This is a genomic window from Mycobacterium sp. H4Y, assembly GCF_000364405.1.
GTDB classification, from domain to species: Bacteria; Actinomycetota; Actinomycetes; order Mycobacteriales; family Mycobacteriaceae; genus Mycobacterium; species Mycobacterium intracellulare.
Map to the genome: position 1 here is coordinate 976,778 of NZ_AKIG01000002.1, position 24,700 is coordinate 1,001,477.

Here is a 24,700-nt window from a genome sequence, read left to right on the forward strand (position 1 = left end):
GTTCTCATCGAATATTGCCCGTGACTCGCGGCCGGGCGCAAAAGCAGCCATCACACCGCGCGGACCGAAATCGCTTCCAGCGGACGGTCGATCGGATGCGGCTTGCCGTTCGTGGACTCGCCGGGATCACTCCTCGCGTTCACGGCCCGGACGTCGACCATCTTGCGCATCCAGCGGCGGGCGGGCTCTTCGACGGCGTGATACAACGCGATCGAAAGGACCACGGCAATCGCGAGCAGGCCGATGACGTTCCATTTCCACGGATTGTCCTGCGTTGCGAGCTCGAATTGTTCCACGGCCCAACCCCAGGACGTGTGCACCAGCTCGTGAACCATGTACAGGCAGAACGAGATCTGACCGCCGTACACCATCACCCGCGTCGACAACACCCTCGGCAGGCTCCCCAGGCCGACGGCCAGCGAGATCACCAGCGGAACGAACAACACGTCGACGACGCCGCCGCTGTCGTTTTCCACCACCCCGGATATCGGGTGTGCGCCAAACCAATACAGGACGCCCACCATCGCGGCCAACAGAAGCAGCGAGATGTACCCCGCGACGCGGCGGCCGCGGTCGGTCAGCCGCAGTCTGCGCACGGCGGCACAGGCCAGCGCCCCGGCGGTGAACTGTGTGACGATCCGCGGCAGCCAGCTCCACGGCGTGTAGAAGTGGCCGCTGGCCAGCAGCATCACCACCGGCGGCAACGACGCCGCGAACGCCAGCACCATGAGGCTGCGCGCCCGCGTCGCCTGCTTCATCCGCAACAACACCAACACCAGTAGGGCGAAAAGCACGTACGCCAGCCATTCGGCGCTGATCGACCAGGCCGGCCCGTCCCAGCTCGAGTCGTCGAAGAACGGCACAAACCACAACTGCACCAACAGGATCTGCCGCACGTAGCTGACCGCGGTGAGTGAGGCGGCGTCCGGCGACGGCACGTGGCCCACGTGCAGGGTGAAGATCACCCACAGGGCGGCGAGGTGCAATGTCACCAGGTACACCGGCCATACCCGGGCCAGCCGCAGCCACAGGAAGTGCAGGGTGGCGCGGGTCGACCAGGACCGGCCCATCCGGTCGAGGTAGTTGTACGTCAGCACGAAGCCGCTGAGGATGAAGAAGAGGTCGACGCCCTGGGCGCCACAGTTGAGGACGGGGGCCAGCGCGTCGCGGAAATCGGGCGACGCATCCCCGAGCATCGGCCGGAAGTGAAACAGCACCACCCAGAGCGCGGCGACGATACGGAGTCCCGTCAGGGCCTTGATTTCGCCCCGGATCTCTCCGCCCCGCACGCTGCTCTTCCCGTCTGGATCCTGCCGTTCCGTTCTCCTGCTATCGGCTGAGCGGGCGATCTCGCCATTTCGCAAGCCCCCCGACTAGCAACCGGCAGCCATGGCAGCCTAGCAGCGCAATCGCCGACATGCGGGGACGGTTGTGGTGTGGCACACGGCCTTCAGGGCCGCCCGGAATGCGCGACGCCGATTACGGAGGTTTGCTCGCCGCGAAATCGCATTTTGCTTCTTAGCAAAGCGTTAGGCGCGGCTACCGGTGTCCTTAGGCTTGCGGCCTAGCGTTTAAGGCAGCTTTGGTGAGCGGGGAGGCGCGCCCCAAGGCCGCGCGCGAGCGACACGGAGAGTGAGGGGTCCTCATGACGATCGCAGGCACCGGGAGTCGCCACGACAACTGCGTCTTTGAGTGCGATGGCGCTCAGGTGCGGGCGCACTACCGCCACTTGGCGACAGTGGTGCATATCCGCGGCGAAATCGACGGCGCCAATGTCGACCGCGTCAGTCGCCACATTCGGCGTTTCACGCTCGGCGAAAACCCTGTGGTGCTCGATGTCGCCGATGTCGGTCAATTTGCTGAGGCCGGTATTTCGCTCTTGTATGCGTTCGATGCCGATTGTCGGGCCGCCGGTGTGGATTGGACGCTGGTGGCCAGCTCGGCGGTCATCGCGGTGCTCGAGGACACCGGTCATGACACCAATTTCCCGCTGATGCGCTCGGTTCAGGAGGCACTGCGCGACCGGGCCGACGCCATCAGGGTCCGCCGCACGATGGCGTTGCCGCTGGTCAGGAAGACGTCGTAGCGCCGGAGCGGGCACGCCGCAGCCTGGCCGCGCCGACGACCACCAGCACGCCGGCGCTCGTCAACAGCACGAGTGTCAGAAGCAACAGCTGCGGGTCATAGACCACCGACGTCGTAAAGGGCTGACCCTCCGCGATGGGCGCGACGGCCACCGTGTGATGCGAGCGCGTCCAGCTATATCCCGAGCCCGCCAGGGCGGCGACCGCCACGGCGAGCTCGACCAGCGCCCGGTAGCTGGCGATCATTGCGCGGGCCCGGCCTGATCGCCGGCGGGGTCGTCCGGATCGCCGTCGATGACGTCGGTGCCGGTGGGCTCCACCCGCTCTTGGACCAGCGGAGTCAGGGCCGCCCGCAGCTGGCGATGACGGCGCGCCCACGCCTGGGCGGTGCGGCCGTTGGTGAGCTTGAGGCCGATGCCGATCCGTCCGCGCGGCACCCCGACCAACTCGCCGAGCGCCCGCGCCGACTGCCAGCGCGCCAGCTCCTTGCCGGAGGCTTCGTGGTTCTCGGGCTCGGGATAAACCCTGACGATCTCGCGGACCAAGATGGTCTCGGTGCCTTGGCGCAGGGCGTCTTCGGTCAGCTCGACCGAGACGTGGATCCGCGCCGCCTTCACCTGCAACCCCACGAACGCCGACACCAGGACGAAGAAGATCGCGGGGACCACGAGCGACACCTTGGCACCGCTCCAGATTTCGATCAAGACCATGGCCGCCGCCGAGGCCGGGCCGCACGCCACCCACCACCAGGTGGCGCCGGGTTCGTAGAACAACGGCTTCGGTTGGGTATCGCTTCTGGTCGTCTCTGATGTCAAAGCAAGCCCCGTCTCACGAAAGCCACCCTGCCGCATCCGCGGCCCAATAGGTGAGAACGATATCGGCTCCGGCCCGCCGGATGCTCGTCAATGATTCCAGGGCCGCCGCGCGCTCGTCGATCCAATTGTTCGCGGCCGCAGCGCAAATCATCGCGTACTCCCCCGACACCTGATAGGCGGCCACCGGCACCGGCGAAATCGAGGCCGCCGCCGACACCACGTCCAGATAACCCATCGCCGGCTTCACCATCACGATGTCGGCGCCCTCGTCCAGATCGAGCTGGATCTCGCGGAGCGCCTCGCGGGAATTGCCCGCCTCCTGCTGATAGGTGCGCCGGTCGCCGGAGAGGCTGGAACTGACCGCTTCGCGGAACGGACCGTAGAACGCCGATGCGAACTTGGCGGCGTAGGCGAGGATCGCCACGTCGGTATGGCCGGCCGCGTCCAGCCCGTCGCGAATCGCGCCCACCTGACCGTCCATCATCCCGCTCGGACCTACCACGTGCGCGCCCGATTCCGCTTGCGCCACAGCCAGTTTCACATATCGGGCCACGGTCGCGTCGTTGTCGACCCGACCGCGGTCGTCGAGGACGCCGCAGTGGCCGTGGTCGGTGAACTCGTCCAGGCAGGTGTCGGCCATCAGCACGGTGGCCTCGCCGAGGTCCTTGGCCAGGTCGCGGAGGGCGACGTTGAGGATGCCGTCGGGGTCGGTGCCGGCCGACCCCACCGCGTCCTTGTCCTCATCACGCGGCACACCGAACAGCATCAGCCCACCCACCCCGGCGGCGACGGCGCTGGCGGCGGCGCCGCGCAACGAATCGCGGGTGTGTTGCACCACCCCCGGCATCGAGGCGATCGGCCGGGGCTCGTCGATGCCGTCGGCGACGAACATCGGCAGCACCAAATGCCTTGGCTCCAGCGACGTTTGCGCGACCAATCGGCGCAACGCCGGGGTTGAGCGGAGCCGACGCGGACGCTGCCGCGGGTAGGCGCTACCGCTCATCGTGGCGACCCGCTGCGCCCGGCTCCGCCGCGCTGGCGATCGCCACTAGCGCCTGCGGCTCTTTTTGCGCGGCGGTGGCAGCGCGCCCTCGGCGCGCAACCGCGCGGCGTGTTCGGCCAAAGCGTCGACCAGCGGACCAACCGCGGCGGTCTCGGGCTGGACATCGACCCGCAGACCGAACTCGGCGGCGGTCTCGGCGGTCTTGGGGCCGATGCAGGCGATGATCGTCCGCGCGTGCGGCTTGCCGGCGATACCGACCAGGTTGCGCACTGTCGAGCTGGACGTGAAGCACACCGCGTCGAACCCGCCGGTCTTGATCATCTCCCGCGTCTCCGCCGGCGGCGGCGCGGCCCGCACCGTCCGGTAGGCGGTGACATCCTCGATCTCCCAACCACGTTCGCGCAGGCCCTCGGCCAGCGTCTCGGTGGCGATGTCGGCCCGCGGCAGCAAGACCCGGTTCACCGGATCGAAAACGCTGTCGTAGGGCGGGAAGTCGTCGAGCAGACCCAGCGAGGACTGCTCACCGGCCGGCACCAGCTCGGGGCTGATCCCGAACGCCCGGACCCGGTCGGCGGTCGACTCGCCCACGCAGGCGATCTTCACCCCGGAGAACGCGCGCGCGTCCAGCCCGAACTCGCCGAACTTCTCCCACACCGCGCGCACCGCGTTGGTGGAGGTGAACACCACCCACTGGAAGCGGCCGTCGACCAATCCCTTGACGGCCCGTTCCATCTGCGCGGGGCTGCGTGGCGGCTCGACGGCGATGGTCGGCACCTCGATCGGCAGCGCGCCGTAGGACGTCAGCCGCTCGCTCATCTCGCCGGCCTGGTCCTTGGTGCGGGGCACCAGCACGGTCCAGCCGTACAGGGCGCGGCTCTCCCACCAGTTCAGCTTCGCCCGGCTCGACACCGTCTTGCCGATGGTCACCACCAGCGGACCCGTCAGGGGGCCCGCCGGGTCGGTGCCGCCCAGCACGGCCGAGTCGGTCAGGCCGTGCAGCGTCGTCTCGATGGAACGCTGCTGGCAGGTGGTGCCCTGCGCGGTCACCACGCACGGCGTGTTCTCGGCGAGCTCGTGTTCGATCAGGGTGCGCGCCGCGTCGGCCAGATGCGACGACGTGGCCTGCAGGATCAGCGGTCCCGGCGCCGCGGCCAGCGCCTCCCAGTCCACGTCGCCGCGCACGTCGGCCACCGTGTGCGAGGAGCCCAGCGGCAGCCCCGCGTACGTCGGGACGGCGTTGGTGGGCGCCAGCCCCGGCACGATCTCGATGTGCAGGTGGCTCCGCGCGATGGCGTTGACCTCGGTGATGACGGCGTCGACCGTCAGCGGGTCACCGGCCACCAGGCGGACCACGTCGACGCCCGTCCGCGCCTCGTGGGTCAGGGTCTTGGCCACCTCGGCGGGGTCACCCAGCGCCGGGCGGATGTCCGGGCCACCGGAGATCACCGCGGGCTGCGTCTGGCCCTGGTCGGCGCCGTCGCCGCTGGAGGCGGCCGGGTCGGCCGGGGCCGGGCCGGAAACCGGCGGCAGGTCTTTGCCGATCAGCGCCAGCACCGGCTCGGGCACGTCAGGGTCGGTGAACACCAGAGCGGCGTTCGTCAGCACCGTCGCGGCCCGGGTCGTCAACAGTCCCGGGTCACCGGGGCCGGAGCCCACGTACGTGATGCGGCCGGGTGTCGGCTTACGCCCTCGCGTCGTCATTGTCGCTCCCACGTAACTCGCACTTAATTTCCTCGCGTCGGGTCTTGCCGCGCTCCGCGCATCAGCTCCCGGGCGCCAAGTTCGAACAGCTCCGCGGCAACCGAAAGCCCAAGCTCTCGTGCTCGACCGGGAGTGCCGATGCCCGACGCGCGGATCACGTCGGACCCGTCCAGCGCCGCCACGCAGCCACGCAGCGACAGCTCTTCAAAGATCCGGCCTTCCTCATCGATGGACTCGACCACTTCAGCGATCGCGCCCACCGGTGCGGAGCAGCCGGCCTCCAGTTCGGCCAACAGAGTTCGCTCCGCGGTGACCGACGCGCGCGTGTCCGCGTCGTCCAGCTCCGCCAGCACCGCCGCCAACCGGGTGTCACCGGCACGGCATTCGACGGCGAGCGCGCCCTGAGCCGGTGCTGGCAACATCTGCACCGGCTCTAGCGTCTCGGTGACGTCATCGAGGCGACCGAGTCGGGCCAGGCCGGCCCGGGCCACCACGATCGCGTCAAGATCACCACTGCTTACCCTGTTCAACCTGGTATCTAGGTTGCCTCGTAGGGGGCGGATTTCCAAACCGAGACCCAATGCTCTAAGCTGCGCGGCCCGCCGCGGCGAGGAGGTACCCACCAGCGAACCCGGTGGCAACTCCCCCAGCACCAGTCCGTCCCGGGCTACCACCGCGTCACGCGGGTCGTTGCGCACGGGTATGGCGGCCACAGCAAACCTCGGGTCGTCGGCCGTCGGCAGGTCCTTGTGGGAGTGCACCGCGGCGTCCACGCGGCCCTCTTCCATGGCCTCGCGCAGCGCGGTGGTGAAGACACCCACCCCCAAGGATTCGATGGGTCCCGACGACCGGTCCCCGGCCGTGGTGATGGTCACCAGCTCTGCCGGGTGACCCAGCGCGATGAGGGCGTCTCTGACGACGCCGGCCTGGGTGGTGGCCAGCAGGCTGCCCCGCGTGCCTATCCGGATCACGTTCGCCAATCGGCTACTCGGCAGGTTGCTGCGGGGTGCCCGCGTCGAAACCGTTTGCTATGACTGGCAATTCGCCCGCGGCCACGGCGTCGACGGCGGTCTGGTCGAGTTCGAAAAGCTCGCGCAACGCCTCGGCGTAGCTGTCGCCGCCGGGGGCGCTGGCGAGCTGCTTGATGCGCACAGTAGGGGCGTGCAGCAGCTTGTCCACTACACGCCGCACGGTGCGGGCGACCTCTTCGCGCTGCGCGCTGGCGAGCCCGGGGAGCCGGTTGTCCAGGCGCAGCAGCTCGGCTTCGACCACATCGGCGGCGCGCTGGCGCAGCGCCGTCACCGTCGGGGTGACCTCGGCCATCCGCTGGCCGGCCAGGTAGGCGGCAACTTCGGTGGCCACGATGGTGCGGGCCGCGTCGACGTCGGCGGCCGCGGCGTGGGCCGAGGGCTCGTGCTGCACGCGGTCCACGTCGACGACCCACACGCCGGGCAGGCCGGCCACCGCCGGGTCCACGTCGCGCGGCATGCCCAGGTCGCAGATCACCAAGGGGTCGGTGGTCTCATCGACGATCGAGCGGTTCGCGGCCGCGAGCGCGTGGTGCACGTCGGCCAGCGAGACCACCGGGCTCACCGCCCCGGTGCAGCTCACCACCACGTCGGCACCCGCCAGGACGTCGGTCAGCTGCTCCAATGGCAGCGCGTCGGCCCGCACACCGGTTTCGCGGATCTTGCGGACCAGGCGCTGCGCCCGGGACAGCGACCGGTTGAGCACGTGAACCTGGGCGATGCCGGCGCGAGACAGATGCGCCGCGGCCAGGGCGCCCATCGCCCCGGCGCCGACCAGCACGGCGGTCCGGCCCGACAGCCCGCCCAGCCGGCGTTCGGCCATGTTCAGGGCAACCGACACCACGGAGGCGCCGGCGGCGTCGATGGCGGTCTCGGAATGCACCCGCTTGCCGACCGAGAGCGCGCGTTGGGCCAGCTCGTGCAGGACGCGGCCGACGGTGCGATTGGTCTCGGCGGTGGCGTACGCGCGGCGCACCTGACCGAGCACCTGCTGCTCTCCGATCACCGCCGAATCCAGGCCGCTGGCTACCGCGAACAGATGCTCGACGGCGGCCTCGCTGTACCGGACGTAGGCGTATTTGGTGAGGTCGGTCATCGACATCCCGGAATGCTCCGAGAGCACCTGTCCGATCACCGCGAGCCCGCCGTGGAACGCGTCCACCACCGCGTAGACCTCGACCCGGTTGCATGTCGACAGCACCATCGCCTCGGTCACCAGCGGCGACTGCAGCACCCGGTCGACGATCTTGCCTTGATCGGACTCGTCGATGCTGAGTTGTTCCAGGACGGAGACCGGCGCACTGCGGTGCGAAACCCCGAAGAGCAAGACGCTCACGGCAGCATCACCTGGCCAGCTCCCTTGCATCCTCCAGTAACTGAACTGCTGTCCACGGTAAACGTTTATCAGCTGGGCTACCAAATAATTGCCCCACGGCCACCCGGCCGCCTCGTCAGCGGGCGAGATCCGCGCGCAGCCGGGGCTCGTCGAGCTCCCAGTAGCTGTGTTCGCGCCCGTCGAGCAGGACCACCGGCAGCCGGTCGCCGAACTCGGCGCGCAGCGCGGGGTTGCCGTCCGCGGCCGCGGCGTCGACGTCGGTCGTCGACAAATCGAAGCCCAGCTCACCGGCCAAAACGACCAGCCGGGCGTGGATGCGCTCGCAGATGGTGCACCCGTCGCGGGTCAACAACTCCACATGCGGGCGGCCGGTCGCTCGGGTCATGGGAATCAGTGTGTCATCAGCGACTTGTGGGGGCGTCTACCAGGAGTTATGTTCCGGCTATGGCCGACAACACGGTGCGGGTCGATCCGGTGGTGATGCAGGGCGCCGCCGTCTCGCTGAGCGGTGCGGCCGAGCATCTTTCGGCTCAGCTGTCCCAGCTCGACGATCAGGTGGGTCAGATGCTGGGTGGTTGGCAGGGGGGCGGCCGGGGGTGCCTATGCCTCGGCATGGGAGCTGTGGCACAAGGGCGCCCGGGAGGTCGAGCTCGGGTTGTCGATCCTGGCGCATCTGGTCGGCGAGGCCGGCGGCGCGTATCACAGCAACGAGGCAGCGTCCGCCCAGGCCGAGCGGGCAGTGCGCGATGCCTGAGGCGTTTCGGGTTGATCCGCAGGCGTTGGCCGACGCGGTGCAGCGGATGGCGGCGTTTCAGCGCTACGCCGAAGACATGATTGCCGAAATCGATTCTCGCGTAACGCGTTTGCATGGGACGTGGACGGGTGAGGCCGCGGCGGCCCACGCCGAGGCGCATCAGCACTGGGTGCGCGGCGAGGCGATGATGCGCGAGGCGCTGGGGCAACTGGAGAAGGTGGCCACGACAGCGCACGGCAACTACACCGGCGCGATGTCGACGAATCTCGGTATGCGGTCGTGAATACATGGCGCCGCTGGCGTGTGACCCGACTGCCCTAGATCGCGCCGGCGCCACGGTACTGTCCACCGGCGAGTCGCTGGGATCGGTGATCTCGGCCCTGACCACGTCGCTCGCGGGCAGCGCGGGCATGGCCGGTGACGATCCCGTCGGTGCGGCGCTGGGCCGCACGTACAACGGCGCAGCGGCAAAGGTCATCGAGGCGATGACCAGTACCCGCAACGGACTCTGCAGCATCGGCGACGGCGTGCGGATGTCGGCACACAACTATGCGCACGCCGAGGCGATGTCGGATGTGACGGGCCGCGCCGAAGGCTTGCCGACACCGCCAGTGACCGCGCCATTGACCGCGCCGTCGCATCCGCCGTCGGCGGTGGGCGCCGGCAGCGGTGCCCCGGCGGGGTGGAGCTGGGTTGCGCCGTATATCGGAATGATCTGGCCCACTGGCGATTCGGCGAAGTTGCGTGCCGCCGCGGCGGCGTGGACGACGGCGGGCGTCAACTTCATGACGACCGAGATCGCGGCCGGCGGCGGGAGCATGGCCGCCATTGCCGCGCAGCAGATTCCCGAGGCCGCGGCCATCAACAAAGCGTTGGCCGATGCGTCTGGAGCCACGGCCAGCGTTGCGCAGCAATGCCAAACGATTGCCGCGCAACTCAACAGTTACGCGGCCCAGATCGACAAGGTCCACGCGGCGATCCTCGATTTGTTGTCCCGCATCTGCGACCCGATGACCGGGATCAAAGAAGTGTGGGACCTCCTGACCGACGAAGACGAAGACGAGATCAAAAGGATCGCCGACGACATCAAAACGGTGGTCGACAGCTTTTCCCGGGAAGCCGAAACGCTGGGCGGCCAGATCGAGGCCACCATGTCGGCGGCGGCCACCGCGGCAGAAGATATGGCCCACTGGGCGGGTAAGGAGTGGGACCACTTTTTACACGGAACGCCAGTCGGCAGGGCACTGAATCAGGTGGGCCAGACCGTCAAAGGTTTCGGCGTCGAAGGCTACGACTTTCTTGAGCAGCTCGCGAAGTTCAGCCCGAATCGGCTCCAGACCGATCCGATCGGCTACGCCAAAGACGTGTACGGCATGGTCTCCGGGGCCGCGCCGCTCGTCGGCTTGGGCCCCGACGGAGGGCCCGGCGTCGCCGACTCGTGGAAGTCGCTCGGCAAGGACGTCACCCACTGGGACGAGTGGGGGTCCAACCCCGCCGAAGCGCTCGGCAAGACCCTTTTTGATGGATTGACCTTGGCCTTGCCTGGCGGACCACTCTCCAAGGTGGGCAAAGCGGGAAGCCGAGCGGCCGATGTGCTGAAGGGTTTGAAGAAGCCGCCTGAGATTCCTCAGCCTCCGTCGATCAAGCCGCCGGAGGTCAAGGCGCCGGAGGTCAAGCCGCCGGAGGTCAAGGCTCCGGAGGCCAAGCCGCCGGAGCCGGGTCGTCCCGCGCCGGCTCCTTCGGGCAAACCGGCACCGGGCCCCGCCGACGGTCCCCTGCCGCACAGCCCCACCGAATCCAAGCCGCCGGTTGGCGGGACACCGCACAGCGGCGAGCCGAAACCAATTGCGGTCCCACCAGAATCGGGCGGCAAGCCACCGGTATCGGCCCCCGCAGAAGGCACACCACCACCCCACCCGCCGCCGCACGAGCCTGCGCCTACGCGGGTCCCACCTGCGGAGCCGGCAGCGGTCACGCCCGCCGCTTCGGCGCCCGCTGCTTCGATGCCGGCGGCCTCGGCTCCTTCGATGCCATCGATGCCGGAGCCGCCGTCGCTTCCCTCTGTCCCGGCGGGCGGCCTCCCCGAAGCGCCTCCCGGCCTCGGCGAGGTGCCTTATGGCGGAGAACCTCCTGCCCATCCGCCCGAGCCGCATGGCGGCGGTTCACACCCGCACGGCGATGGGAACGGGGCTGACCTTCCCAGTAACGGGGCGCGTCCGTCGGACTCCGGCCCGAACGAAACCCCAAAGGAGCCTCCTTTTAACGGGGACCAGCCACCTGACCAAGGACAGCATCAACCGGAGGAAGTCCCCGGTCACGGGATTCCGCAAGACGAGATGCCGCAAGGCGAGAGGCACACGATAAGCGGGCATGGAAGTTACGATCCCGACAGCGGCTTCTTTACTGTGCCGAAAGGCTCAAGTATTACGACTTTTGCCGAACACGGCTCGACCATCACTGACTCACTGGGCAATCTCATCGAGACCGGCGGAGACACCTCCGGCGTTTATTCCAAGACGTTTAAAACAGGCGAGCTTATACCAAACTATACAATACATCCGCCGGATGGGTTAAGCATTCTGGGATCACCACAGACCGTGACGAGTCCTACCCTCATCAGTCAGCTTATCCACGAAAACATGGGCCCCGTCGATTTGGCTGTATGCACATTTGACCCAACTTCGCCGACTGGCAAGGTGTATCACGTACATGGCATATATGATAAATTCAATGACAAGTTCACGCCGTACGAAAGGTATAAACATTGACGGCACCACACAACGCTGGAATCGATGAACTGATTGATTTCGCTGCCCAACAAAAGTCGCCGGAGGCAGATCGACGTCTTTTTTTGGCACTTCTTGGTGTCGAATTATTTTTCCCTCGAACGACAGTTGAACATGAGGGGAAGCGGCTGAACGCCACCCCATTGCTCCGATTGCCCGACGGCACAAATGCCATGATGCTGTATACATCGGAAGACCACCCAGATCTGCCCAACACCTTCGCCGGAGGTGCATTCGAAGACGCGCTTGCCGCAGCGCTCGACATGCCGGACCTAGACTGGGTGATCGTCTGCAATCGTACGTCGCAATGGGTGGGGATTAACAAACAACAAATAACCGAAGTCCTCGATGTTCTGCGATCTAGAGAAACTCACGTGAATAAACTCTCTGACCTTCCGCCGGATAACGAGAATGTGGTCGAAAACCTGATAACACGCGCTCTTCACACGCCGCCGGAAAAACTCTCGCCATCGATCGGATCTGTGCTTCGAGGACGCGAGATATTCATTGAGCTAGCGAAAGAGCAAAGCGAAGACGGCCAACCGATTATGAAAACGTTTGCCGTTCAGCACATGCCACGGGTAATACGCGCGTATACGACGCGAACACGCCCAGGGATCAGATACGGGGGCATGAAGTGGGAGGCGCTCAAGGATATGCTGAGAACCACCACCGAGCTCGACGGGGTCCAGATCGTCAACAACGCCGATGACTGGGTGATCTTCGATCGTGAATCACTGACCGCCAGCGGAACAGACGATTCATAAACGTCTTTGCAGCAGACACATCCACATAACATTCGGTCGCCCGCGGTGCCCTCGGCTTCCTCTACTCTCAACCCTGGTGCCAGCTGTTCGGGCAACTAGGACGATTATCGAAATGATGGAGCGCTGACTACTGTTGGCTCACACCTTCTTGTCATGATGGGAGTCCTCAATGAGCAAAAAGATTGCCGGTAAGACTTTTTCGACGCCAGAAGAAGCCGGTGTCAGCGCGCCAACAGAAGAAGAATTAGCGCGCGCAAGAAAGGCCTTCGACGAATTTCAGGCCAGAGTCGACACTGTTGCGCCAGAAGACCGCAAAACAGACGTCTCGCCGAAATTTTGGGATGACACATCCGGTACCGAGTGGGATCCCAACAAGGAAGCTTAGGGCCGTTTCCTGCACTGACGCCCACGGACAAGTCTTGTCGCGCCCCGACCAACCCGGCCTGCCCAGCCACGAGTGTGACGCTGCAGTCACACTCGGCGTCGAACGTGACGCCAGCGTCACACTCGGCGGCCCGAGGCATCAGCCCGGCAGCCCGGCAGCTCGGCAGCCGGGGCATCAGCTCGGCAGCCCGGCAGCCCGGCAGCTCGGCAGCCCGGGGCATCAGCCCGGCAGCCATACCCGCCCCCACGCCAACTGCCCGATAGGGTTGGATATCGGGCACCCGCCGGGTCACCAGGCACCACAGCGATCTAGGAGGTTGGGCGATGACTTCCTCTGACCCGGTCAACGCAGACCACACCGGTTACGTTGACTTGGAGTCGCTGGGCGCGGACGCCAGCGCGGCCCGCGCGATCGAGGGCATGCAGGAGGAAGCCGCCGCCGCCCCGGACCGTCCGCAACCCCCGGTCGACCTCACCGCCGCCGCCTTCTTCGACGTCGACAACACCTTGGTGCAGGGCTCCTCGGCGGTGCATTTCGGCCGCGGGCTGGCCACGCGCAACTACTTCACCTATCGCGATGTGATCGGATTCATCTACGCCCAGGCCAAGTTTCAGGTCCTTGGCAAGGAGAACAGCAACGACGTCGCCGCGGGCCGGCGCAAGGCGCTCGCCTTCATCGAAGGCCGGTCGGTCGAGCAGCTGGTGGCCCTGGGCGAGGAGATCTACGACGAGATCATCGCCGACAAGATCTGGCCCGGCACTCGCGAGCTGACCCAAATGCATCTCGACGCCGGCCAGCAGGTGTGGCTGATCACCGCCACGCCCTACGAGCTCGCCGCGACCATTGCGCGACGGCTCGGCCTGACCGGCGCGCTGGGCACCGTCGCGGAATCGGTCGACGGCGTCTTCACCGGCAGGCTGGTCGGCGACATCCTGCACGGCACCGGCAAGGCGCACGCGGTGCGGTCGCTGGCCATCCGCGAGGGGCTCAACCTGAAACGCTGCACCGCCTACTCCGACAGCTACAACGACGTGCCCATGCTGTCGCTGGTGGGGACCGCGGTCGCCATCAATCCCGACGCCCGCCTGCGCGCCCTGGCCCGGGAGCGCGGATGGGAGATTCGCGACTTCCGCACCGCTCGCAAAGCGGCCCGGATCGGGGTGCCGTCGGCGTTGGCGCTGGGCGCGGCCGGCGGTGCGCTGGCCGCGGTGGCCTCTCGACGGCAATCACGCTGATAGGCTGCGCCGCGCAGACATCTTCGAGCGGAGAGCACAGCGGCATGACAACCCCCAAAGAAGCCGAAGGACTCATCGGCAGCCATTACCGCGCACCTGACTACTTCGAGGTCGGGCGCGAAAAGATCCGGGAGTTCGCCCTGGCGATCAAGGACGACCACCCGGCGCATTTCGACGAGAATGAATCCCGGAAGGCCGGGTATACCGACATGGTGGCGCCGTTGACGTTCCTCGCGATCGCCGGGCGCCGCGTTCAGCTGGAGATCTTTACCAAGTTCAGCATCCCCATCAACATCGCCAGGGTCATTCACCGCGACCAGAAGTTCAAGTTCTACCGCCCGATCCTGGCTCACGATAGGCTTTTCTTCGACACCTACCTAGACTCGGTGATCGAGTCCCACGGCACCGTGCTGGCGGAAATCCGCAGCGAAGTGACCGATGCCGATGGAAAGCCGATCGTCACCAGCGTTGTCACAATGCTGGGGGAAGCCGCAAACCAAGCCGAGACCGAGGCAACCGCCGCGGCGGTCGCATCAATATCCGCAGGAAAGTTAGGGGCGTTGTAAATGTCACTACAGGGGGAAACCGGAACGCAGCTGCACCCGCCGGTCGAGGCGGTGCGATCGCACTACGACAAGTCGAACGAGTTCTTCAAGCTGTGGCTTGACCCGTCGATGACCTACAGCTGCGGTTACTTCGACGAAAACCCGGACCCACAGAATCTGACCAAGACGCTGGAAGAGGCGCAGTACGCCAAGCGCAAGCTCGCGCTGGACAAGCTGAACCTCGAGCCCGGCATGACGCTGCTCGACATCGGCAGCGGCTGGGGCTCGACGATGCGGCACGCGGTGGCGGAGTACGACGTCAACGTAATCGGGTTGACGCTGAGCGAGAACCAGTACGCCCACTGCGTGGCCGAGTTCGACAAGATGGACAGCCCCCGCCGTAAAGAGGTGCGGATCCAGGGCTGGGAGGAATTCCCCGGCGACGTGCCGATCGACCGGATCGTGTCGCTGGGCGCGTTCGAGCACTTCGCCGACGGCGCCGGTGACGCCGGGTACGAGCGCTACGCCACCTTCTTCAAGAAGTACTACGACCTGCTGCCCGACGACGGCCGCATGCTGCTGCACTCGATCGTGGTCCCCACCCGCGAAGAGGGCAACGCGATGGGCTTGAAGGTCAACATGACCCTGCTGCGGTTCATCAGCTTCATCTTGAAGGAGATCTACCCGGGCGGAAAGCTGCCCCAGGTCGACCTGGTCGACAAGTACGCGACGGACGCGGGTTTCAAGATCGAGCGACACCACTTCATCGGCAAGAACTACGTGCCGACCCTAACCGCCTGGGGCGATGCGCTCGAGGCGCACAAGGAAGAGGCGATCGCCCTCAAGGGGCAGGAGACCTACGACATTTACCTGAAGTACCTGAGGGGCTGCTCGGATCTGTTCCGCGACGGCTACACCAACGTCTGCCAGTTCACCATGGTGAAGTAGTCGACTACTTCAAAGGTCAACGCCGCCACGGGTTTCCGTGGTGGCGTTTCCTTTTGGGCGCGCCGCGGCTCAGCCGAAGAAGATGTTGCGGCGGCCGGCCAGCAACCGGTACAGCGTCTGCTGGATGGTCTCGCGCACCTGATCGGTCAGCTCGAAAGTGACCATCGGGTCGTCGGCGTCGGAGGCCGCGTAGTCGTCGGTGTAGATCGGCTCACCGAAGGCGATGTGCCATTTCGACGGCAGCGGCACCAGGCCCATGGGCCCGGCCAGCGGGAACAGCGGCGTGATCGGGAAGTACGGCAGTCCGAACAGCCGTGCCAGCAACTTGACGTCGGTCAGCATCGGGTAGATCTCTTCGGAACCGATGATCGAGCAGGGGATGATCGGCGCCTTGGTCCGCAGCGCGGCGGTGACGAATCCACCGCGGCCGAACCGCTGCAGCCGGTAGCGGTCCTCGAAGCGCTTCCCCAGCCCCTTGTAGCCCTCGGGGAACACGGCGGTGAGCTCGCCGGCGGCGAGCAGCCGGTGCGCGTCCGTCGTGCAGGCCATGGTGTGGCCGGCTTTGCGAGCCGCTTCGCCCACCACGGGCAGGTCGAACACCATGTCGGCGGCGAGCAGCCGCAGCTCGCGGTGCGCGGGGTGCTCGTCGTGCACGGCCACCGACAGCATCAGCCCGTCGAACGGCAGCACCCCGGCGTGATTGGCGACCACCAGCGCGGCGCCGTCGGCGGGCAGGTTCTCGATCCCGCTCACCTCGACCCGGAACCAGGACCGGAAGAACACCCGCAACAACGGCCGGACGATCGCGCTGTTGAAGTGCGGATCGAAACCGAACTCGTCGACGCTGTAGTCACCCGTCAGCCGCTGGCGGAGGAATGCGGCCACCGACGCGACGCGCTGCGCCAGCTCATTCAGCGGTGCCTCGCCGGGCGATGCCCCCGCGGCACGGCGGTGCTCGTCGATTTCGCGAACCACCGCGGCGATCTGCTCCGCCGAGGCGCGGCCGCGCGGATCGGTCAGTAACGAGGGGTGCTGGCGGGCTGACTCTGCCCTCTGGTCGGCTCTCCGACGCGCTGCGACACGGCCCCGATTCGTATGCAGTGGAATGACATTCGCTCTGGTTTCACCCGCCACGATACCTACCTGACCCCACCCCACGGAATTGGATTTCGGCTACCCCAGCGCTGGGCTAGAGATATGGCGCGACTCTCCAAGGAGCGTACCCGATGTGGGTCGATTATGGGAGTCAGGCCTCGGCCGCGAACATAGTCGTCAAAGGCCTCCGCCGTCGTCCATTTCGGCTGGTAGTTGAGTTCCGAGCGCATCCGGCTGGTGTCCATGACGCGGCCGTAACTCAAATAATCGAACTGATCGCGACTGATCTCGTTGTAGCGGTTGGCGCGGCGCAACGAGTCCAGGGCCCAGACACCGAAACCCGGTACGGGCAAAGGGATTCGGCCCGCCCGACGGATCGCCTGCGACAGCATGATGATGCCGTCGGCGCCGATGTTGAACGTTCCCGCCTTGCCGGCCATGGCCGCGCGCTCCAGCGCGCCGAGGGCGTCCTGCTCGTGCAGCAACTGCAGCCGGGCGTCGCGGCCGAACATCGTCGGCACCAACGGCCCGGCAAGATAACGCGACAGCGTGGTGTCCATCGCCGGGCCGATCATGTTGGCCAGCCGCAAGATCGTCACGGCGATGTCGGGCCGGCGCCGCCCCAATCCGCGCGCATAGGCCTCGATGTCGAGGCTGTCCTTGGCGAAACCGTCGCGGAACGGACGACGGCTGGTGCTGTCCTCGGTGAACATCACCGGATCGTGGGCGCTCGAGCCGTACACCTCCGACGTCGACTTGAGCACCACGCGGCGCACCGAGGGCGCCTTTTGACAGGCCGCGAACAGCTGCATCGCGCCCATCACGTTGATTTCTTTCAACGCCGCGGTGCCGCCGGACCGCGGAGCGTACGACGTGGCCGCCGCGTGCACCACGGTGTCGACGTCGCCGTTGCGAATCACCTTGGCAATGAAGGGATTACGGATGTCGGCGCGGACGAACTCGGCGCGCCCCATCCGGCGCAGCATGTCCTTGCTGGGGGCGATCGCGTCCACCGCGATGACCCCTTTGATCATCGGGTTCTGCGCGAGCCGAGCCGTCAGGTAGCCGCCCAGAAACCGGCAGGCACCGGTGACCAGCACGATTTTGGGGTAATGCGCCGCGTTGCCGGCGCTATCGTCCGGCCCGGTGTTCTCCCCATTCGACCCATCCACCCGGTCAGCCTAGCGGTCGGCGAGACGGCGGCACTATGGCGCGAAGCGACCAGTTAGGGCCTTTTTACGGTGGCCTTATGGCGGCCTTAGGAAGGCCGCCGCGGGAGTTACTTGCCGAGTTTTCTGCGCTGCACCCGGGTGCGACGCAGCAGCTTGCGGTGCTTCTTCTTCGACATACGCTTGCGCCGCTTCTTGATTACTGAACCCATGAACTCCGCTATCTAGACCGAGACCTGCTTCAAAGAATGGACCCGGACACTTTACCCAGCCGGACGCACCCAACGCCAAACCGCGTCGCGTGATCGCCGCCGAGCCGCGAAGCCAGGTGCCGCCCGCGAGCGGCCACCGGTTCGGGTCAGCCCGCGTCGAAGTAGGACGTCTCCAGCATGTCGTGGACGGCCTTGGCGTGCACCCGGAAGGACCGACCCACCCGGACCGCGGGTAGTTCGCCGTTGTGCACCAACCGGTAGACCGTCATCTTGGAGACCCGCATCAACGCGGCCACCTCGGCGACGGTGAGAAATTGCGTCCTGCCCTGCTGGCCATCGACGGAACCGGTGTCCCGCGGCTTACCTGCAGAATCTCGCGTTGATGGCCCATTCGTAGACGTCATCGCTACCCAATCGTGTCAGGCACGCGCATGCCAGCGGCTTCCCCTCCGCTGGCACCGACACGTGCTTACAAAGAGGAGAATAGCGGGACTGATGGGGTTACTGGTACTGGTGGGGGACAATCAGTTGAAAAATCTTGGATTACTCTGATGTAATTCTTAGCTGCTCAGAGCGCATTTTGGCGGCCTGAACCGCCGCATCCACGGCCGCTCGCAGGCCTCCCCGTTCCAGCTCACGCAGGGCCGCCGCGGTGGTGCCGCCGGGGGACGTCACGGTCGCCCGCAGCTGCGTCGCGGTGGCGTCCACCCGCATCCCGGGCGCCTCGGCCTCGGAAAGCCGGCGATCGGCGTCCATCCGTTCCAGCAGCATCGCCGCCGCGCCGGCCATGGTCTGCGCGGTCAGATCGCCCGCCACCTCGCGGCTCAGCCCCGCCGCAACGCCGGCGTCGATGAGCGCCTCGACCATCAGGAAGAAATACGCGGGACCCGAGCCCGACAACGCGGTGACGGCGTCCATTTGGCCCTCGGGGACGCTCAGCACCCCGCCGACGGAGTCGAACAGGGCCGAGACGCCCTCCAGCTGCGGCGGGGTGACGAACCTGCCCTTGGCCAGGGCCGTGACGCCCGCGCCGACCAGCGCCGCGGTGTTCGGCATGGCCCGCACCACCGGCGTTCCGGCCGGGAGTTTGGCTTCGAAGTAGGCGATGGTGACACCGGCCGCGACCGTGACGAAGACCTGCTCGGCGGTATCGCTCTCCGCCGCCGCGGCCGCCCGCGCGACCTCCGACATCACCGACTCCACGTCGGCGGGCTTCACCGCGACCACGACGAACGACGCGTTTTCCACCGCCTCGGCCACCGACGTGATCAGCACCGAATAGGTGTCGGCCAGATACTTGGCGCGCTCGGGCACCCGCTCGACCACCACCAGGTCCTTGACCTGCCGGCCCGCGCGCAGCAGACCCGACAGCAGTGCCTCCCCGATGCTGCCGCCACCGATGATCGCGATTCTTGCCATGCCGGACAGCATCGCAGACACCGCCGGCTAGCGAGCGGCAGGGACCAACGCCAGCTGGCGGGCCTGCACCACCAGGCGCCCGAGGCTGTCGACGACCGTGTGGTCCTCGTCGAACCAGTCGTGCCCGATCTCGGTGCAGGTCGCGATGATGCGCAGCCAGCCGTCGGCGGGTAACCCCCGCAGGAAGGCGGTGAGCTGGATGGTGGGCGCCCAACCGGTGCGATCCACGGCGAAGGTCACCGGCGCCGACAGGTCGCCGCACATGAGCGCGAACAGCGCGTCCGGGGCCACGCCGCGGGGGCGTGCCCACATCTGGATCACCGGCGGGCGCCCGTCGTCGCGGACCTGCATCGTCGACAACACCGGCCGCACGTCGCAACCCTCGCCCAGGTGCACCAGGCCGGCCAGCGGATGCCCGGGGCCGATCGGCTCGATGTCGTCGGGTGGTTCGGGCGTCATCAGGTCGGCCACCGGGTTGGCCGACAGCAACGGCTTCACCGCGCCGTCGACCGGCCTGCTCGATGACCCGGCTCCTCCTCGGGCCGCTTCACGGCCCGCATCGTCGACCGGGTAATGCTCGGGCTCGCCGAGGTTGACCACGGCGTGCACCGCGGTGCGGTCACCCTGGGTGAGCTCGACGTCCACGACACTGATCCGGCGGCCGCGCTTACGGATCGACGTGACCAACTGCACCGGCCCCGGATCGGGCGCCCACAGGAAGCTCGCGGACACGGCGACCGGTTGCAGGTCCGGTCCGGCCGGCTGTCCGCCGCAGGCGGTGCGCGCGGCGTTGGCGCACAGGGCCAGCATCGCGCCGCCGTGCACCTTGGGACCGATGGTCCAGCGCTTGTCGAGCTCTCCTTCGTAAACGCCGGAACCGGCCTCCCGCAACGACATTGCGGTGGTGAATAACGCGTTCATGGACTTTTGCGGGTCTCCTGAATCATCAGCGCAGCAGATGCGTGCGGGCGAACTGCAGCGACTCGGCGAGCATGGCTTCGCGCTCATTGGCTGAGCGCGCGCTGGACGTCGACACCTCCAGGATGACGTGCCCGGCGAACTGGCCGCCGGCCAGCATCTGGCACACCTCGGCGGTGGGTTGGGTGCCGCGTCCGGGCACCAGGTGCTCGTCGGCGGGCAGACCATTGCCGTCGCACAGGTGCAGGTGGACCAGGCCGGCACCCATCCGCTGCGCCATGTCCAGCGAGTCGGTTCCCGCCGTCGCGGTGTGGGACAGGTCCAGCGTGTAGTGCGCGTGGTTGCCGTCGAGCGGGTCGTAGGAGGGCGCGAACGCCGAAATCGCCGGGCCGGGGCCGCCGCCCCGCCGGCGCATCCGTTCCAGCGACTGGCCGGCCCCGAAGAGCCGGTCCGCCCGGAACGGGAACATGTTCTCCACCGCGACCATCACGTCGCTCGACGATTCCAGCTTCGCCACCTGCTCGCTGAACCCCTCGGCGTAACGCCGCTGCCAGCGAAACGGCGGATGCACGACGACGGTCTGCGCGCCCAGCTGTTCGGCGACGCGCACGCTGCGGTCCAGCTTGGGGATCGGGTTGGGGCCCCACACCCGTTGCGAGATCAGCAGGCACGGCGCGTGCACCGACAGCACCGGCACGCGATAGCGCCTGGACAGCTTCTTGACCGCCGCGACGTCCTGACTCGCCGATTCGGCCCAGACCATCAGCTCGACGCCGTCGTAGCCGAGCCGGGCCGCGTACTCGAAGGCGGCCTCGGCCCGCAACGGGTACACCGAAGCCGTGGAGAGGCCGACTTTGATGGCTGGGCGCACTGGATGTGGGCGCCGCTAGCCCGACTGCAACGACAGCGCCAGGGGCCCCAGGGTGATCAACGCACCCACCGCGACCGCGATCAACGTGCTGGCGATGTCCTCGGTTTTGCGGACCACCCGAACCCCGACCACCAGGCCGAGGATGACCAGCACCGAGAGCACCAGCGCCACGATGCTGTTCCAGCGCCACAGTTGGTCGAAGGCCACGAACAGCCCGCCGCCGAACGCGACCGCCAGGATCGACTGCAGCACAACCACGGCGCCGCGCCACAGCGCGTCGAGCCTGCCCTCCGCCGGGTGAGCGTCGGCGCCCTCCGCATGAGCGTCCTCGTCCTCGAGGCCGAGCAGTCCGGTGTCGAGCGACCCCGCGCGCGCGGCGTCCCCGTCCTCGTCCAGATCCTCGTCCAGCGAGCCCGAGGACCGCAGGTAGGAGCGCACGTAGGCGGAGTCCTCCAGCGCGGGTTCGGCTTCACGCACGTCGGAATCCATCACGTCGACGGGGATGTCGGCGTAATGGTCCATCGGATCAGGGCTCATGTCCTCGGCGCCGGAGGGCTCCTCGGGCCGGGCGGTCCCGTTGGCCAAGGGCCGCGGGTAGGCGCTGCGCTCGGGGCCCGGCACCCGCTTGGGCTGCGGCGGCGACTTGGGCCAGCGCGGCTCGGGCTCGGACCAGTAGGCGGTCTTGGGCTTGTCTTCGGTCACCGGCTCGGCGGCGACGTCCTCGGCGGGCGAATCGGCGGGTTTGACGGCCTCGATGGTGTCGGTAGCGCCGTGTTCGGCGTCGTCGTCGTCGCGGACCACCGGGATTTCGCCGGTGAGCTCGGCGACGGTCACCGCGTCGCTGTCACCGCGGCGACGGCGGCGCCGCCGGGTGACCGCCGGGGCACCGATGGTTCCGTTTCTGGCCAGCAATTCGGCCACCGAGATCGGCCGAGTGCCCGGGCTCTCGGTCTCGGAGTGCGGTCCGGTCATGGTTTGTCGCCTCTCGATCGGTGCTGATTCCGATCAACTACCTGACCTCCAGCATTACGCACCGACGGGCCCATGAGGGCGGTTCCGTCGGCTTCACTGTCGAGTTTGCGCAGAATGAGACCTTCCCGTAATGCCCACGGGCAAATATCCACCACTTCGATCGACAGCGCTCGCATGCTCGCCTCCGCCACCAGCGCACCCGCCACGATCTGCGGGGCGCGCTCGGCGCTCACTCCTTCCAGTTCCGCCCGGTCAGCGGTCGTCATCCTAGAGATGAAAGATATGAGTTGCCTGAGGCCGTTTGCTGTCAGCGTCCTCTTGACCCGCGGTCCGGCGCCCGACGGGGCCGCGCCGGTGAGCCGCGCCAGCGAGCGGAACGTCTTCGACGACGCCACCGCCAGGTCGGGACTGCCGGCGTCGAGGATCTTCGCGCTGGCCTCGGCGAGTTCGGCGTCCAGCCAATCCCGCAGCATCGCCACCCGGCGCCGCCCGGGCGGATCGTCGGGCAACCACTCGCGGGTCAGCCGGCCGGCGCCCAGCGGCAGCGACATCGCGACTTCGGGCTCCTCGTCCAGGCCGCTGGACATCTCCAGCGAGCCGCCACCGATGTCGAGGTTGATGATCCGCCCCGCGCTCCACCCGTACCAGCGGCGCACCGCCAGAAAGGTCAGCCGCGACTCGTCGACTCCGGTCAGCACCCGCAACTCGACGCCGGTCTCCTTGCGCACCCGGCTTAGCACGTCGTCGGAGTTGCCGGCATCACGGACCGCCGAGGTGGCGAAGGCCATCAGCTCCTCGCAGCCCGAACTGTCGGCGATCTTAGCGAATTCGTCGATTGTGGAGATCAGCTTCTCGGCACCACGTTTGGTGATCTTGCCGGCGCTGTCGGTGGCCTCGGCCAGCCGCAGGGTGGCCTTCGTCGAACTCATCGGCGTCGGATGACCGCCCCGGTGGGCATCGACCACCAGGAGATGCACCGTGTTGCTGCCCACGTCGAGAACGCCCAATCGCACGTAGACAACCTAACGGGGCGTCGCCGGCAGGCTTTTGCGCGACCCGGTTAACCCACCGTGATCACGGCCATACGGGCCACGAGTGTCAGCGGCGCGGCCGCGCCGAAATGTGGTCTAACGTGGACTCCGTGGCGAATTCGCACCCAGAACCCGGACAGCCGGGCCACGAGGTCGAACTGGATTTCGCCCGCGAATGGGTGGAGTTCTACGACCCCGACAACCCCGAGCACCTGATCGCCGCCGACCTGACCTGGCTGCTCTCGCGGTGGACGTGTGTGTTCGGCACGCCCGCCTGCCAGGGCACGGTGGAGGGCCGCCCCGACGACGGATGTTGCTCACACGGCGCGTTCTTGTCCGACGACGACGACCGCGCCCGCCTCGACGACGCGGTGAAAAAGCTGACCGCCGCCGACTGGCAGTATCGCGAAAAAGGCTTGGGCCGCAAGGGATATCTGGAGCTCGACGAGCATGAGGGCCAGCCCCAGTACCGCACCCGCAAGCACAAGGACGCGTGCATTTTCCTCAACCGGCCCGGCTTCGCGGGCGGCGTCGGCTGCGCGCTGCACAGCAAGGCCCTCAAGCTCGGTGTGCCGCCGCTGACCATGAAGCCGGATGTCTGCTGGCAGTTGCCGATCCGTCGCAGCCAGGAGTGGGTGACCCGGCCCGACGGCACCGAGATCCTCAAGACCTGGGTCACCGAATACGACCGCCGCGGCTGGGGTTCCGGGGGCGCCGACCTGCACTGGTACTGCACCGGCGACCCGGCCGCCCACGTCGGCGCCAAGCAGGTGTGGGAAAGCCTGGCCGACGAACTCACCGAACTGCTGGGCGGCAAGGCCTACGCGGAGCTGGCCGCAATGTGCAAGCGCCGCAGCAAGTTAGGACTCATCGCGGTGCACCCGGCGACTCGCATCGCCGAGTAGCCGCTAGCCCTCCAGCTTGTAGCCCAGGCCCCGCACCGTCACCAGGTGCACCGGGTTGGCCGGGTCGGCTTCGATCTTGGACCGCAGGCGCTTGACGTGGACGTCGAGCGTCTTGGTGTCGCCGACGTAGTCCGCGCCCCATACCCGGTCGATCAGCTGCCCGCGGGTCAGCACCCGGCCACTGTTGCGCATCAGGTACTCGAGCAGGTCGAATTCCTTGAGCGGCAAGGTGATCGTGTCGCCGTTGACCGACACGACGTGGCGTTCGACGTCCATCCGCACCGGGCCCGACTCGAGCACGCCATCGCTGATCTCGGAGTCGTCCTCGCCGCCGCGGCGCAACACCGCCCGGATCCGCGCGATCAGCTCGCGCGCCGAATAGGGCTTGGTCACATAGTCATCCGCGCCCAGCTCGAGACCCACGACCTTGTCGATCTCGCTATCGCGGGCGGTCACCATGATCACCGGCACGCTGGAACGCGCCCGCAGTTGCTTGCAGACGTCGGTGCCAGACATTCCGGGCAGCATCAGGTCAAGTAGGACGATGTCGGCGCCGGCGCGGTCAAACTCGGCGAGCGCCGCCGACCCGTCGGTCACCACGGTGGCCTCAAAGCCTTCCTTGCGGAGCAGGAACGCCAGCGGATCGGCCAGCGACTCCTCGTCCTCCACGATCAGCACACTGGTCATCAGCGCGATTCCTCCTCATCGCTACGCTCTGCAT

At 67.2% G+C, this 24,700-nt stretch carries 27 protein-coding genes and 1 pseudogene; 10 read left to right on the forward strand and 18 right to left on the reverse strand.

Annotated elements, in window-relative coordinates; all coding sequences use genetic code 11:
- Positions 1 to 50: 50 nt before the first annotated feature.
- Complete coding sequence (locus W7U_RS18425; protein ID WP_008261128.1) at positions 51 to 1,289, reverse strand: acyltransferase; 1,239 nt, start codon at positions 1,287 to 1,289, stop codon at positions 51 to 53.
- Between the two features lie 356 nt (positions 1,290 to 1,645).
- On the opposite strand from W7U_RS18425, the gene W7U_RS18430 reads away from it, so the two are divergent.
- Complete coding sequence (locus tag W7U_RS18430) at positions 1,646 to 2,086, forward strand: STAS domain-containing protein (protein WP_008261138.1); 441 nt, start codon at positions 1,646 to 1,648, stop codon at positions 2,084 to 2,086.
- Here W7U_RS18430 and W7U_RS18435 read toward each other — a convergent pair.
- The 7 genes from W7U_RS18435 to W7U_RS18465 all read right to left on the reverse strand — a co-directional run bounded on the left by W7U_RS18435 (position 2,070) and on the right by W7U_RS18465 (position 8,352).
- Complete coding sequence (locus W7U_RS18435; protein WP_008261140.1) at positions 2,070 to 2,330, reverse strand: hypothetical protein; 261 nt, start codon at positions 2,328 to 2,330, stop codon at positions 2,070 to 2,072. The two genes, W7U_RS18430 and W7U_RS18435, sit on opposite strands and share 17 nt — an antisense overlap.
- The gene (locus W7U_RS18440) at positions 2,327 to 2,857 is read right to left on the reverse strand and encodes a DUF3093 family protein (RefSeq protein ID WP_008261142.1); all 531 of its coding nucleotides are present in this window, start codon (positions 2,855 to 2,857) and stop codon (positions 2,327 to 2,329) included. The genes W7U_RS18435 and W7U_RS18440 overlap by 4 nt, the downstream gene beginning before the upstream one ends.
- A gap of 55 nt (positions 2,858 to 2,912) precedes the next feature.
- Positions 2,913 to 3,902 (reverse strand): porphobilinogen synthase, encoded by a 990-nt coding sequence (gene hemB / locus W7U_RS18445; protein WP_008261148.1) that lies wholly within the window; start codon positions 3,900 to 3,902, stop codon positions 2,913 to 2,915.
- Between the two features lie 45 nt (positions 3,903 to 3,947).
- Positions 3,948 to 5,603, reverse strand: coding sequence for a uroporphyrinogen-III synthase (locus W7U_RS18450; RefSeq protein WP_008261154.1), 1,656 nt, complete (start codon positions 5,601 to 5,603; stop codon positions 3,948 to 3,950).
- Between the two features lie 23 nt (positions 5,604 to 5,626).
- On the reverse strand, positions 5,627 to 6,574 hold the full coding sequence (gene hemC, locus W7U_RS18455) for a hydroxymethylbilane synthase (RefSeq protein WP_008261156.1): 948 nt from the start codon (positions 6,572 to 6,574) through the stop codon (positions 5,627 to 5,629).
- Between the two features lie 13 nt (positions 6,575 to 6,587).
- On the reverse strand, positions 6,588 to 7,967 hold the full coding sequence (locus W7U_RS18460) for a glutamyl-tRNA reductase (RefSeq protein ID WP_008261158.1): 1,380 nt from the start codon (positions 7,965 to 7,967) through the stop codon (positions 6,588 to 6,590).
- A gap of 115 nt (positions 7,968 to 8,082) precedes the next feature.
- Complete coding sequence (locus tag W7U_RS18465) at positions 8,083 to 8,352, reverse strand: glutaredoxin family protein (protein ID WP_008261160.1); 270 nt, start codon at positions 8,350 to 8,352, stop codon at positions 8,083 to 8,085.
- Positions 8,353 to 8,411: 59 nt separating this feature from the next.
- Between W7U_RS18465 and W7U_RS18470 the strand changes: the two are divergent.
- From W7U_RS18470 to W7U_RS18500, 8 genes and pseudogenes are all read left to right on the forward strand, one after another.
- Positions 8,412 to 8,721: pseudogene (locus W7U_RS18470) on the forward strand (WXG100 family type VII secretion target).
- The gene (locus W7U_RS18475) at positions 8,714 to 9,004 is read left to right on the forward strand and encodes a WXG100 family type VII secretion target (RefSeq protein ID WP_008261164.1); all 291 of its coding nucleotides are present in this window, start codon (positions 8,714 to 8,716) and stop codon (positions 9,002 to 9,004) included. Before W7U_RS18470 ends, W7U_RS18475 begins: the two are co-directional and overlap by 8 nt.
- 4 nt (positions 9,005 to 9,008) lie before the next feature.
- The gene (locus W7U_RS18480) at positions 9,009 to 11,489 is read left to right on the forward strand and encodes a putative adhesin (RefSeq protein ID WP_008261166.1); all 2,481 of its coding nucleotides are present in this window, start codon (positions 9,009 to 9,011) and stop codon (positions 11,487 to 11,489) included.
- Entirely contained in the window at positions 11,486 to 12,274 is a 789-nt protein-coding gene (locus tag W7U_RS26285; RefSeq protein WP_036429531.1) for an SseB family protein, read from the forward strand. The genes W7U_RS18480 and W7U_RS26285 overlap by 4 nt, the downstream gene beginning before the upstream one ends.
- Positions 12,275 to 12,443: 169 nt before the next feature.
- Positions 12,444 to 12,659: a hypothetical protein gene (locus tag W7U_RS25745; RefSeq protein ID WP_014381224.1), complete on the forward strand. Its 216-nt coding sequence runs from the start codon at positions 12,444 to 12,446 to the stop codon at positions 12,657 to 12,659.
- A 323-nt stretch (positions 12,660 to 12,982) separates the two neighbouring features.
- A complete protein-coding gene (locus W7U_RS18490) occupies positions 12,983 to 13,894 on the forward strand; it encodes an HAD-IB family hydrolase (RefSeq protein WP_008261172.1) in 912 nt (303 codons plus the stop codon).
- Between the two features lie 44 nt (positions 13,895 to 13,938).
- A complete protein-coding gene (locus tag W7U_RS18495) occupies positions 13,939 to 14,460 on the forward strand; it encodes a MaoC family dehydratase N-terminal domain-containing protein (protein WP_008261173.1) in 522 nt (173 codons plus the stop codon).
- Positions 14,461 to 15,387, forward strand: a complete 927-nt coding sequence (locus tag W7U_RS18500; protein ID WP_008261174.1) for a cyclopropane mycolic acid synthase family methyltransferase — start codon at positions 14,461 to 14,463, stop codon at positions 15,385 to 15,387.
- Between the two features lie 69 nt (positions 15,388 to 15,456).
- Here the strand turns inward: W7U_RS18500 and W7U_RS18505 are convergent, their stop codons facing one another.
- The 9 genes from W7U_RS18505 to W7U_RS18540 all read right to left on the reverse strand — a co-directional run bounded on the left by W7U_RS18505 (position 15,457) and on the right by W7U_RS18540 (position 23,056).
- On the reverse strand, positions 15,457 to 16,545 hold the full coding sequence (locus tag W7U_RS18505; protein ID WP_170320613.1) for a lysophospholipid acyltransferase family protein: 1,089 nt from the start codon (positions 16,543 to 16,545) through the stop codon (positions 15,457 to 15,459).
- Positions 16,527 to 17,654, reverse strand: coding sequence for an SDR family oxidoreductase (locus W7U_RS18510; RefSeq protein WP_008261176.1), 1,128 nt, complete (start codon positions 17,652 to 17,654; stop codon positions 16,527 to 16,529). The genes W7U_RS18505 and W7U_RS18510 overlap by 19 nt, the downstream gene beginning before the upstream one ends.
- Positions 17,655 to 17,761: 107 nt before the next feature.
- The gene (locus W7U_RS25750; RefSeq protein ID WP_003402602.1) at positions 17,762 to 17,863 is read right to left on the reverse strand and encodes an AURKAIP1/COX24 domain-containing protein; all 102 of its coding nucleotides are present in this window, start codon (positions 17,861 to 17,863) and stop codon (positions 17,762 to 17,764) included.
- 146 nt (positions 17,864 to 18,009) lie between these two features.
- Complete coding sequence (locus W7U_RS18515) at positions 18,010 to 18,267, reverse strand: cell division/environmental response transcriptional regulator (RefSeq protein ID WP_026071177.1); 258 nt, start codon at positions 18,265 to 18,267, stop codon at positions 18,010 to 18,012.
- A gap of 139 nt (positions 18,268 to 18,406) precedes the next feature.
- Complete coding sequence (gene proC, locus W7U_RS18520) at positions 18,407 to 19,282, reverse strand: pyrroline-5-carboxylate reductase (protein ID WP_176476855.1); 876 nt, start codon at positions 19,280 to 19,282, stop codon at positions 18,407 to 18,409.
- A gap of 27 nt (positions 19,283 to 19,309) precedes the next feature.
- Positions 19,310 to 20,203: a thioesterase family protein gene (locus tag W7U_RS18525; protein WP_008261191.1), complete on the reverse strand. Its 894-nt coding sequence runs from the start codon at positions 20,201 to 20,203 to the stop codon at positions 19,310 to 19,312.
- A gap of 25 nt (positions 20,204 to 20,228) precedes the next feature.
- Entirely contained in the window at positions 20,229 to 21,071 is an 843-nt protein-coding gene (locus tag W7U_RS18530; RefSeq protein ID WP_008261198.1) for a sugar phosphate isomerase/epimerase, read from the reverse strand.
- A 15-nt stretch (positions 21,072 to 21,086) separates the two neighbouring features.
- On the reverse strand, positions 21,087 to 22,043 hold the full coding sequence (locus W7U_RS18535) for a hypothetical protein (RefSeq protein ID WP_008261200.1): 957 nt from the start codon (positions 22,041 to 22,043) through the stop codon (positions 21,087 to 21,089).
- Positions 22,040 to 23,056 carry a Ppx/GppA phosphatase family protein gene (locus tag W7U_RS18540; RefSeq protein WP_008261202.1) on the reverse strand — a complete coding sequence of 339 codons (1,017 nt, stop codon included), beginning with the start codon at positions 23,054 to 23,056 and terminating at the stop codon, positions 22,040 to 22,042. The genes W7U_RS18535 and W7U_RS18540 overlap by 4 nt, the downstream gene beginning before the upstream one ends.
- A gap of 119 nt (positions 23,057 to 23,175) precedes the next feature.
- Here W7U_RS18540 and W7U_RS18545 point away from each other — a divergent pair, with 119 nt between their 5' ends.
- Positions 23,176 to 23,979, forward strand: a complete 804-nt coding sequence (locus W7U_RS18545; RefSeq protein WP_008261204.1) for a hypothetical protein — start codon at positions 23,176 to 23,178, stop codon at positions 23,977 to 23,979.
- Positions 23,980 to 23,982: 3 nt separating this feature from the next.
- On the opposite strand, the gene regX is transcribed toward W7U_RS18545, so the two are convergent.
- Positions 23,983 to 24,666: a two-component sensory transduction protein RegX gene (gene regX, locus W7U_RS18550; protein WP_008261205.1), complete on the reverse strand. Its 684-nt coding sequence runs from the start codon at positions 24,664 to 24,666 to the stop codon at positions 23,983 to 23,985.
- Positions 24,667 to 24,700 lie beyond the last annotated feature (34 nt).

Excerpts from the sequence above, each read along its gene's own strand:
- W7U_RS18500 (WP_008261174.1), top strand. The coding sequence starts at position 14,461 with ATGTCACTACAGGGGGAAACCGGAACGCAGCTGCACCCGCCGGTCGAG.
- W7U_RS18515 (WP_026071177.1), bottom strand. The coding sequence starts at position 18,267 with ATGACGTCTACGAATGGGCCATCAACGCGAGATTCTGCAGGTAAGCCG.
- W7U_RS18490 (WP_008261172.1), top strand. The coding sequence starts at position 12,983 with ATGACTTCCTCTGACCCGGTCAACGCAGACCACACCGGTTACGTTGAC.
- W7U_RS25750 (WP_003402602.1), bottom strand. The coding sequence starts at position 17,863 with ATGGGTTCAGTAATCAAGAAGCGGCGCAAGCGTATGTCGAAGAAGAAG.
- W7U_RS18495 (WP_008261173.1), top strand. The coding sequence starts at position 13,939 with ATGACAACCCCCAAAGAAGCCGAAGGACTCATCGGCAGCCATTACCGC.
- hemB (WP_008261148.1), bottom strand. The coding sequence starts at position 3,902 with ATGAGCGGTAGCGCCTACCCGCGGCAGCGTCCGCGTCGGCTCCGCTCA.
- W7U_RS18435 (WP_008261140.1), bottom strand. The coding sequence starts at position 2,330 with ATGATCGCCAGCTACCGGGCGCTGGTCGAGCTCGCCGTGGCGGTCGCC.
- W7U_RS18535 (WP_008261200.1), bottom strand. The coding sequence starts at position 22,043 with ATGACCGGACCGCACTCCGAGACCGAGAGCCCGGGCACTCGGCCGATC.
- W7U_RS18465 (WP_008261160.1), bottom strand. The coding sequence starts at position 8,352 with ATGACCCGAGCGACCGGCCGCCCGCATGTGGAGTTGTTGACCCGCGAC.
- regX (WP_008261205.1), bottom strand. The coding sequence starts at position 24,666 with ATGACCAGTGTGCTGATCGTGGAGGACGAGGAGTCGCTGGCCGATCCG.
- W7U_RS25745 (WP_014381224.1), top strand. The coding sequence starts at position 12,444 with ATGAGCAAAAAGATTGCCGGTAAGACTTTTTCGACGCCAGAAGAAGCC.
- W7U_RS18475 (WP_008261164.1), top strand. The coding sequence starts at position 8,714 with ATGCCTGAGGCGTTTCGGGTTGATCCGCAGGCGTTGGCCGACGCGGTG.
- proC (WP_176476855.1), bottom strand. The coding sequence starts at position 19,282 with ATGGCAAGAATCGCGATCATCGGTGGCGGCAGCATCGGGGAGGCACTG.
- W7U_RS18525 (WP_008261191.1), bottom strand. The coding sequence starts at position 20,203 with ATGAACGCGTTATTCACCACCGCAATGTCGTTGCGGGAGGCCGGTTCC.
- W7U_RS18480 (WP_008261166.1), top strand. The coding sequence starts at position 9,009 with ATGGCGCCGCTGGCGTGTGACCCGACTGCCCTAGATCGCGCCGGCGCC.
- W7U_RS18430 (WP_008261138.1), top strand. The coding sequence starts at position 1,646 with ATGACGATCGCAGGCACCGGGAGTCGCCACGACAACTGCGTCTTTGAG.
- W7U_RS18450 (WP_008261154.1), bottom strand. The coding sequence starts at position 5,603 with ATGACGACGCGAGGGCGTAAGCCGACACCCGGCCGCATCACGTACGTG.